At 66.4% G+C, this 8,708-nt stretch carries 8 protein-coding genes and 1 pseudogene; 4 read left to right on the top strand and 5 right to left on the bottom strand.

All coding sequences use genetic code 11. The features are described 5' to 3' along the window. From BRAS3809_RS32785 to BRAS3809_RS32775, 3 genes and pseudogenes are all read left to right on the top strand, one after another. A pseudogene (locus BRAS3809_RS32785) lies at positions 1–855 on the top strand (peptidase M15); the annotation flags it as partial. A gap of 198 nt (positions 856–1,053) precedes the next feature. Next, positions 1,054–2,745 carry a long-chain fatty acid--CoA ligase gene (locus BRAS3809_RS32780; protein WP_008966309.1) on the top strand — a complete coding sequence of 564 codons (1,692 nt, stop codon included), beginning with the start codon at positions 1,054–1,056 and terminating at the stop codon, positions 2,743–2,745. A 155-nt stretch (positions 2,746–2,900) separates the two neighbouring features. Continuing rightward, a complete protein-coding gene (locus BRAS3809_RS32775; protein WP_035660138.1) occupies positions 2,901–3,386 on the top strand; it encodes a peroxiredoxin in 486 nt (161 codons plus the stop codon). A gap of 130 nt (positions 3,387–3,516) precedes the next feature. Here BRAS3809_RS32775 and rnhA read toward each other — a convergent pair whose 3' ends face one another. The 3 genes from rnhA to ispH form a co-directional block, all read right to left on the bottom strand. Beyond that, the gene (rnhA, locus tag BRAS3809_RS32770; RefSeq protein WP_008966307.1) at positions 3,517–3,981 is read right to left on the bottom strand and encodes a ribonuclease HI; all 465 of its coding nucleotides are present in this window, start codon (positions 3,979–3,981) and stop codon (positions 3,517–3,519) included. Then, positions 3,978–4,952 (bottom strand): homoserine kinase, encoded by a 975-nt coding sequence (locus tag BRAS3809_RS32765; protein WP_008966306.1) that lies wholly within the window; start codon positions 4,950–4,952, stop codon positions 3,978–3,980. Before BRAS3809_RS32765 ends, rnhA begins: the two co-directional genes overlap by 4 nt. A gap of 145 nt (positions 4,953–5,097) precedes the next feature. Then, a complete protein-coding gene (gene ispH, locus BRAS3809_RS32760) occupies positions 5,098–6,066 on the bottom strand; it encodes a 4-hydroxy-3-methylbut-2-enyl diphosphate reductase (protein WP_035660134.1) in 969 nt (322 codons plus the stop codon). 266 nt (positions 6,067–6,332) lie between these two features. On the opposite strand from ispH, the gene BRAS3809_RS32755 reads away from it, so the two are divergent. Further along, complete coding sequence (locus tag BRAS3809_RS32755; RefSeq protein ID WP_008966304.1) at positions 6,333–7,028, top strand: DUF1013 domain-containing protein; 696 nt, start codon at positions 6,333–6,335, stop codon at positions 7,026–7,028. A gap of 297 nt (positions 7,029–7,325) precedes the next feature. Here the strand turns inward: BRAS3809_RS32755 and BRAS3809_RS32750 are convergent, their stop codons facing one another. Then, positions 7,326–8,057, bottom strand: coding sequence for an OmpW/AlkL family protein (locus BRAS3809_RS32750; RefSeq protein WP_008966303.1), 732 nt, complete (start codon positions 8,055–8,057; stop codon positions 7,326–7,328). A 194-nt stretch (positions 8,058–8,251) separates the two neighbouring features. After that, entirely contained in the window at positions 8,252–8,524 is a 273-nt protein-coding gene (locus tag BRAS3809_RS32745) for a hypothetical protein (protein ID WP_035660130.1), read from the bottom strand. Positions 8,525–8,708: the final 184 nt, after the last annotated feature.

Below are 8,708 nucleotides of genomic sequence, written 5' to 3'. Positions count from 1 at the left end.
TACGAGTACTTCGTCCACATCCCCTCGATCCGCTACGGCCGCCGCGTGGTGCAGAACTTCAACCGGCTGATCGGGCGTTATCCCGGCGCCGACGGCTTCAAGACCGGCTTCATCTGCGCCTCGGGCTACAACCTGGTGGCGTCCGCGACGCGCAATGGCAAGCGCCTGATCGCGGTGGTTCTCGGCGCCTCCTCGGGCCAGATGCGCGCGGTGCGCGCGATCCAGATGCTCGACCGCGGCTTCAACGGCAATCAGCTCAGCTGGCTGAAGGCGCCGCTCGGCAATGTCGAGCAATTGGTGCCGGTCGATGCCACGCCGCCGAACCTGCGTGACGACATGTGCGGCGGCAAGCGCCATCGCCCGGCGAGCGACGACGACGGCGAGGAGGCGAGCGCCGACGGCGAGACGACCACCGGCGGCACCCTGCTGGCCGGGCTGCAGGCGCCGGCGCTGAAGCCGTCGGAGATCCTGGCCGCGGCGCCGGCCCCGTCCGAGCCCGTGCTGGTCTATACCGGCCCGACCCGGACCGGTGCGGCCCTGATCGCGGCCGTCGCCGCTGACGCCGATGCCCAGACCCCGCCGAAGCACCGCGGCAAGAAGGCGCATGCGGCCGGCAAGACCGACGCCAAGCCGGCGCGGACGGCGGCCAAGACCGATGGCGACGCCAAGCCCGCCAAGCCCGACCCGAAAGCGTCCGACGCCAAGCCCGCGGGCGCGCGCCACGTCGCCGCCAAGCACGATGCCGGCGCAAAATCCGCTGAAAAACCGGCCTCCGACACCGCAGCCAAGCCCGCCAAGCCAAAGGCGGCCGCCAAGCCGAAAACGGACGGCAAGCCGGCGCCGAAGGACGGCTGATCTCCAACCGCGCGCCCCCTGCGCCGGCGCGCGCGCAGCGTTCACCTTCCTCTTTCGTCGACACCCCGGCCGCTTGCCTTGCCCGGCCGGAGGTGAGATTTTGGCCGCCGAATGCCGCCCGGAGCCGACCGGCGCCGCAGACCCATCAGGCGACCAAAAACACGATCACCAAAAGAGACGATCAGGAGAGGAAGGTTCATGGAGCGCATCTGGCTCAAGCACTATCCGGCCGGCGTTCCCGCCGACATCGATGCCAGCAAATACCAGTCGCTGGTCGAGCTGCTGGAGGAAAGCTTCAAGACATTCGCCGACCGCCGCGCCTTCATCTGCATGGACAAGGCGATCAGCTATCGCGAGCTCGACGACATGTCGGTCGCGCTGGGCGCCTATCTGCAGGGCCTGGGACTGGCCAAGGGCGCCCGCGTGGCGCTGATGATGCCGAACGTGCTACAGTACCCGATCGCGATCTCGGCGGTGCTGCGCGCCGGCTACACGGTGGTCAACGTCAATCCGCTGTATACGCCGCGCGAACTCGAGCACCAGCTGAAGGATTCCGGCGCCGAGGCGATCATCGTTCTGGAGAACTTCGCGCACACGGTGCAGCAGGTCGTCGGCCACACCCAGGTCAAGCACATCGTGGTCGCCAGCATGGGCGACCTGCTCGGCTTCAAGGGCGTGATCGTCAATCTGGTCGTCCGCCGCCTCAAGAAGATGGTGCCGGCGTTCTCGCTGCCGGGCGCGGTGCCGTTCAACGACGCGCTCGCCGCCGGCCGCGGCAAGCGCTTCCAGAAGCCCGCGATCGGCCCCGACGACGTCGCCTTCCTGCAATATACCGGGGGCACCACCGGCGTCTCCAAGGGCGCCACGCTGCTCCATCGCAACATCGTCGCCAACGTGCTGCAGAACGATGCCTGGCTGCAGCCGGTCATGAACATGCCGCCGCATGTCGACCGGCTGCTGATCGTGTGCGCGCTGCCGCTCTATCACATCTTCGCGCTGACCTGCTGCTTCCTGCTCGCGGTGCGCGCCGGCGGCGCCAACCTGCTGATTCCGAATCCGCGCGACATCGCGGGCTTCATCAAGGAATTGATGAAATACCAGGTCAACAACTTCCCGGCCGTCAACACGCTCTACAACGGCCTGCTGCATCACCCCGACTTCAAGAAGCTCGACTTCTCCAAGCTCAAGGTCTCCAACGGCGGCGGCATGGCCGTGCAGCGTCCGGTCGCCGAGCAGTGGAAGCAGGTCACCGGCTGCAGCATCGCCGAGGGCTACGGCCTGTCGGAGACGGCGCCCGTCCTGACCTGCAACGTGCCGACCTCGACCGAGTTCACCGGCACGATCGGCCTGCCGCTGCCCTCGACCTGGCTGTCGATCCGCGACGATGACGGCAACGAGGTGCCGCTCGGCCAGGCCGGCGAGATCTGCGCCAAGGGCCCGCAGGTGATGGCCGGCTATTGGAATCGCCCGGAGGAGACCGCCAAGGTGATGACCGCGGACGGCTTCTTCCGCACCGGCGACGTCGGCGTCATGGCCGCGGACGGCTCGGTCAAGATCGTCGACCGCAAGAAGGACATGATCCTGGTCTCCGGCTTCAACGTCTATCCGAACGAGGTCGAGGAGGTGATCGCGGCGCATCCGGGCGTGCTGGAAACCGCCGTCATCGGCTTGCCCGACGAGAAGACCGGCGAGCTGGTCAAGGCGTTCGTGGTGAAGAAGGACCCGAGCCTCACCGCCGAAGACCTCATCAAGCACTGCCACCAGCAGCTGACCAACTACAAGGTGCCGAAGCAGATCGAGTTCAGGACCGAGCTGCCGAAGACCAATGTCGGCAAGATCCTGCGCCGCGAGCTGCGGGACGAGAAGAAGAATCCGGCGGCGGCCGCCTGACGCCATGGCGCCGGCGGAGCCGCCGTGCGATGACGGAGTCGTGATGAGGGCGGACCGTTGCCGTTTGCGGGCCGCCGCATAGTGTAGCGCGCCACGCGCAAGACACGCACGTAAGACACGAACGTTAGATACATCCAGGGGAAGGAGTTATTCCAATGACCATTCAGGTAGGCGAAACGCTGCCGCAGGCCCAGTTCCGCGTCATGACCGGCGAAGGCCCGCAGGTCAAAACCACCGACGACATCTTCAAGGGCAAGAAGGTCGCGCTGTTCGCGGTGCCCGGCGCCTACACCGGCACCTGCCACAAGATGCATCTGCCCAGCATCTTCCTCAACGCCTATGCGCTGAAGGACAAGGGCGTCGACACCATCGCGATCGTCTCGGTCAACGACGCGTTCGTGATGAACGCCTGGAAGCGCGACACCGACCAGCGCGACGAGGCCGTGTTCCTGGCCGACGGCAATGCCGAGTTCACCAAGGCGATCGGCATGGAGCTCGACGCCTCCGGCGCCGGCCTGGGCATCCGCTCCAAGCGCTATTCGATGCTGGTCGAGGACGGCAAGGTGACGAAGCTCAACCTCGAAGCCGCCCCGGGCAAGGTCGAGGTCTCCGGCGGCGACACGCTGCTCGGGCAGCTGTGAGCCAGAGCGTGCTGCTGTAGTTGATCTGTCGTTCCGGAGCGCGAAGCGAACCCGGACCCTTCGAGATTCCGGGTTCGACGCTGACGCGTCGCCCCGGAATGACGATCAGAACTCACAACCGTGAGAGACCTCAGCTCCGCACGTTCTTCTGCATCCTGGCCATCGCCACGCCGTCGCGCGCGAGCTGGTCGGCGCGCTCGTTCTCCGGGTGGCCGGCATGGCCCTTGACCCAGTGCCAATTGATCTTGTGCGGCTTCAGCGCCGCGTCGAGCCGCTGCCACAGCTCGGCGTTCTTGACCGGCTTCTTGTCGGCGGTCTTCCAGCCGTTGCGCTTCCAGCCATGGATCCAGCCGGTGATGCCCTGCCGGACATATTGGCTGTCGGTGTAGAGCTCGACCTGGCACGACTTCTTCAGCGCCTCCAGCGCCGAGATCGCCGCCATCAGCTCCATGCGGTTGTTGGTGGTGTGCGGCTCGCCGCCCTTGAGCTCCTTCTCCTTGTCGCCGAAGCGCAGGATCGCGCCCCAGCCGCCCGGGCCGGGATTTCCCGAGCAGGCACCGTCGGTGAAGATGCTGACGACCGGAAGCTCGCTCACGTCGCTGCTCCTCCGATATCGTAGTCGCGCACGCTCGACACCGCCTGATGGAAGCGCAGCTTGCGGACGTATTCCAACGGATCCTTCGGCTTCACCAGCGCGCCCGCGGGCACGTTGAGCCAGTCCACCAGCCGCGTCAGCAGGAAGCGGATCGCCGCGCCGCGCGCCAGCAGCGGCAGCGCCTCCAGCTCCGCCTCGGACAATGGCCGCGCGCGGCGATACGCATTGAAGAAGGCGCGCGCCTTGGTGACGTTGAGCGAATGGTCGGCCTCGAAGCACCAGGCGTTGAGGCAGATCGCGACGTCATAGGCGAGGATGTCGTTGCAGGAGAACGGGAAGTCGATCAGCCCGGACAAATGGTCGCCGAGGAAGAACACGTTGTCCGGAAACAGGTCGGCGTGAATGACGCCTTCCGGCAAATGCGTCGGCCACGCGCGCGCGAGATGATCGAGCTCGGTCGATAGGAGCGTGGAGAGGCCGGCCTGCACGGTGTCGGCGCGGTCGCCCGCCTGGGCGAACAGCGACCGCCAGCCCGACACCGACAGCGGGTTCTTGCGCACCAGCGGGAAGTCGCGGCCCGCCAGATGCATCCGCGCCAGCGCCTCGCCCACGCCTGCGCAGTGCACGACGGTCGGCTTGCGCGGCCACATGCCTTCGAGAAAGTTGATGATCGCCGCGGGCCGGCCCGACAGGCTGGAATAGACCGCGCCGTCGCGGTTGCGCGCCGGCTGCGGACAGCTGACGCCGCGCTCGGCGAGATGCGCCATCAGCCCCAGGAAATACGGCAGATCGCCCACCGCCACGCGCTTCTCATAGAGCGTGAGGATGTAATAGCCCTTGGTGGTGTGGAGCAGGAAGTTGGAGTTCTCGACGCCCTCGGCGATGCCCTTGTAGGAGAGCAGCTCGCCGATGTCGTAGGTCTTGAGGAAGTCCGCAAGCTCGTCGGCGGCGACGTCGGTATAGACCGCCATGCGATGTCCCGGTTATCGAAGTTCGCCTGCCCCCGCCTCTCCGCTGCGAACTTCGTCACCGGACAGGCCCGTTGCGCCCTTCATCGCGCATGCGGGCGTCGCGTTCAAGGCCGATGGACCGCCAGGGTGGAAAAGAAACGGCCGCCTACTCGGCCGCCGCTTCCGGACGCAGCGAGCGCGGCAGCGGGAAGAACTCGTTCTCCTCGGCCGCCGAGACGGTCTCCACATGCAGCACGTAGCGCTCGGCGAAGGCGCCCATGATCTCCTCGACGATCACCTCGGGGGCCGAGGCGCCGGCGGTGATGCCGAGGCTCTTGATGCCCTCGAAGCGCGCCCAGTCGATGTCGGAGGCGCGCTGCGCCAGCACCGCGATCGGGCAGCCCTCGCGCTCGGCGACCTCGCGCAGGCGCTGCGAGTTCGACGAGTTCGGCGCACCGACCACGATCAGCGCATCGACCACCGGGGCCACCTTCTTCACCGCCAGCTGGCGGTTGGTGGTGGCGTAGCAGATGTCTTCCTTGTGCGGGCCCGAGATGTTCGGGAAACGGCCCTTGAGCACCGCCACGATGTCGGCGGTATCGTCGATCGACAGCGTGGTCTGGGTCACGAAAGCGAGGTTGTTGGGGTCCTTCGGGGTGAAGGTCGCGGCATCCTCGGCGGTCTCGATCAGGGTCACGGCGCCTGGCGGTAGCTGGCCGACGGTACCCACGACTTCCGGATGGTGGGAATGGCCGATCAGCAGGATCTCGCGGCCACGCTTGAAGTGGATGGCGGCCTCGCGGTGGACTTTCGTGACCAGGGGGCACGTCGCGTCCAGGGAGAAGAAATTCCGCGCCTGGGCCTCGGCCGGAACCGATTTCGGCACGCCGTGGGCCGAAAATACCACCGGTGCATTGGTATTGTCGGGGATCTCGGCCAGTTCCTCGACGAAGATCGCGCCCTTGGTCTTCAGGCTGTCGACGACGTATTTATTGTGCACGATCTCGTGGCGGACATAGACCGGGGCGCCATAGATGGCGAGCGCCCGTTCCACGGTGTCGATGGCGCGGACCACGCCGGCGCAGAAGCCGCGCGGCGAACAAAGCACGATTTTCAGGTCTGGTTTGGCTGCCATGGGCGGGTCTGAGCTGATCTGTGCGGGCTTGTTGCGGCGACCGGGGCTCCCCGGGCCGGCAAGCGGGGGCGGTCGAGACGTCACGGCTTCGAGCTAGAACGTGTTTGGGTAGGACTTGGGACTGCTTTCGACCGCTGTCAAGGCCGTTTTCGTCAGGCCATTGCGCCCTGCCCCCGGGACGGCTTATATAGGGCCAATTCCCGTCATCGCCGATGACCGCAGGTTTCGCCTCCCAGGGCCGGGGCGGAGCACAAAGGAGATTTGCCATGAGCAACGCCCCGCTGATGCCGAAGGCAACTGCCGTGTGGCTGGTCGACAATACCGCGCTGACCTTCGACCAGGTCGCCGATTTCACCAAGATGCACCCGCTGGAGGTGCGCGCCATTGCCGACGGCGACGCGGCCCAGGGCATCAAGGGCATGGACCCGATCTCGACCGGCCAGCTCACCCGAGAGGAGATCGAGAAGGGCGAGCGTGACCCGAACTACCGGCTGCGCCTGCAGGAGAGCAAGGTGGTGCTGCCGCCGCAGCCCAAGCGCAAGGGCCCGCGCTACACCCCGGTGTCGCGCCGCCACGAGCGCCCGAGCGCCATCCTCTGGCTGGTGCGGAACCATCCCGAGCTCAAGGACGCGCAGATCATGCGCCTGGTCGGCACCACCAAAACCACCATTGCCAGCGTGCGCGACCGCACCCATTGGAACGCCCAGACGCTGACGCCGATGGACCCGGTCACGCTCGGCCTGTGCTCGCAGATCGAGCTCGATTTCGAGGTGCAGCGCGCCGCCAAGGAAAAGCCGCTCGACGCCAATTACAGCGGCGCCACCCTGCTGCCGGCCTCCGAGACCACCCGTAAGGACGAGTACGAGCCTGCCGGCCGCGACGAGGACGACCTCAACGTCGATGCCGTGTTCGCCAAGCTCAAGACCATCGGCGGCAAGAAGCACGACGAGGACGAGGAGTAGTACGCGAGGGCGAGCGGCTTGCTCGCGTCAGTTCGCCAGCGCCCGCTCCGCCAACAGCGTCGTCCCGGCGAAAGCCGGGACCCATAGCCACCGGCCTGCGTAACGGACCGAGTTGGCTGTGACTCAGCGCTCCCGTCTCACTTCTGCTGCGGCGTATGGGTCCCGGCTCGAGGCCGGGACGACGGCGGTGGGGAGGTGAGAGACTGCCACCAAACTGAAATCCGCTTACAGCGGACCTCCAAAAAAATGGCGCCGGGGATGCCGGCGCCATGGCAAGTCTGGGAGGAACGCAACGAATCAGAATTTGTAGGTGATGCCGGCGCCGACCAGCCAGGGGTCGATGTTGGCGCGGCCGGTGACGGGGATCGCGCCGTTGACGGTCGCCGAGTAGTTCGGCTGCAGCCACAGCTTCTTGACGTCGACGTTGAAGCCCCAGTGCTTGTCGAGCATGTAGTCGAAGCCGAACTGGACGGCGGCGCCCCACTGGTTGGAGATGTGCAGGTTGGTGACGGCGAGGCCGTTGAACACCTGGTTGGCGGCGCTCTGATTGTAGAACACCGTGTAGTTCACGCCGGCGCCGACATAGGGCTTGAAAGCGCCGAAATCGGTGAAGTGGTATTGCAGGGTGAGCGTCGGCGGCAGCAGCCAGGCCTTGCCGATGTTGAGCCCGTCCAGCGCGCCGGTGCCGCTGATCGAATGACGGGTCACGCCGAGGATCAGCTCGGCCGCGATGTTCCTGGTGAAGAAGTAGCTGATGTCGAGCTCGGGCACGACCTGATTGGAGATCTTCAGGCCGGAATTCGGCGACGACAGCGCCGGCACGCCGGCGACGTTCACGGTCGATCCGCCGGCATCCGGCAGCACGCCGAGCGCGCGGATGCGGAGCATCCAGGGATTCCAGGCTTCGACCACCGGCGCCTTGGTATAGACCGGCGCGGCCGGCAGGTCGGCCGCTTGCGCAGAGCCGATGGTTCCGCAGATCGCCGCCAGCACCAGCAGCGACGACGAGAGTTGGAAGGTTCTATTCATCGAGGTCCCCATAGCCACAATCGAGCTACACTTCCGCTTGATCCGCGCAGGCAAGCCGCGCTCTTGCGGTCATAGATGTGGCAGGGACGCCAAGGCGTTGGATTTGATCTCAGTCAATCGGCGATATTGCAGCGCCGATGTCGTCAAACTGTTGCAGGAGCGACACGCGCCATGAGAGGCGGTTGCAGTCGCGTTCAGGGCCGGTCGGGATGGTTCATCATGTACTCGCCGAGATCGCGCTGCCGGCGATCGGCGCGGGCTTCCGCGCGCTGCCGCTGCACGTCCCGGTCCTTGCGGCAGGCGACATATTCGGTCGAGCCCGGCGCGACCTTGCCGCCGGCCTGGCAGACCGCATCGTCGTCATCATTGCCGAGCGCCACGGCGGCTCCCTGATTGCGGGAGGCGCAGGCCGCGAGCGAAAGCGCGGCCATCAGCACCAGAGCAAGACGGGCGGAGGTCTGTCGCATCGAAGGGTCCATTCTCGTCAATCGGGCGGTCCGACCCGTTGCTTGACGATAATGGAGGCCGCGGTCAAGCCCCGGCAATCGCATACGAAGCGACGAGCACGTCGCGACAAACGAGATGACCAGTTAGTTACTCCGTCATGCCCGGGCTCGTCCCGGGCATCCACGTCGTTCCCAGGGTGCCGCT

This window comes from Bradyrhizobium sp. STM 3809 (assembly GCF_000239795.1).
Lineage (GTDB): Bacteria > Pseudomonadota > Alphaproteobacteria > Rhizobiales > Xanthobacteraceae > Bradyrhizobium.
This window is presented reverse-complemented; position numbering and strand designations above follow the sequence as displayed.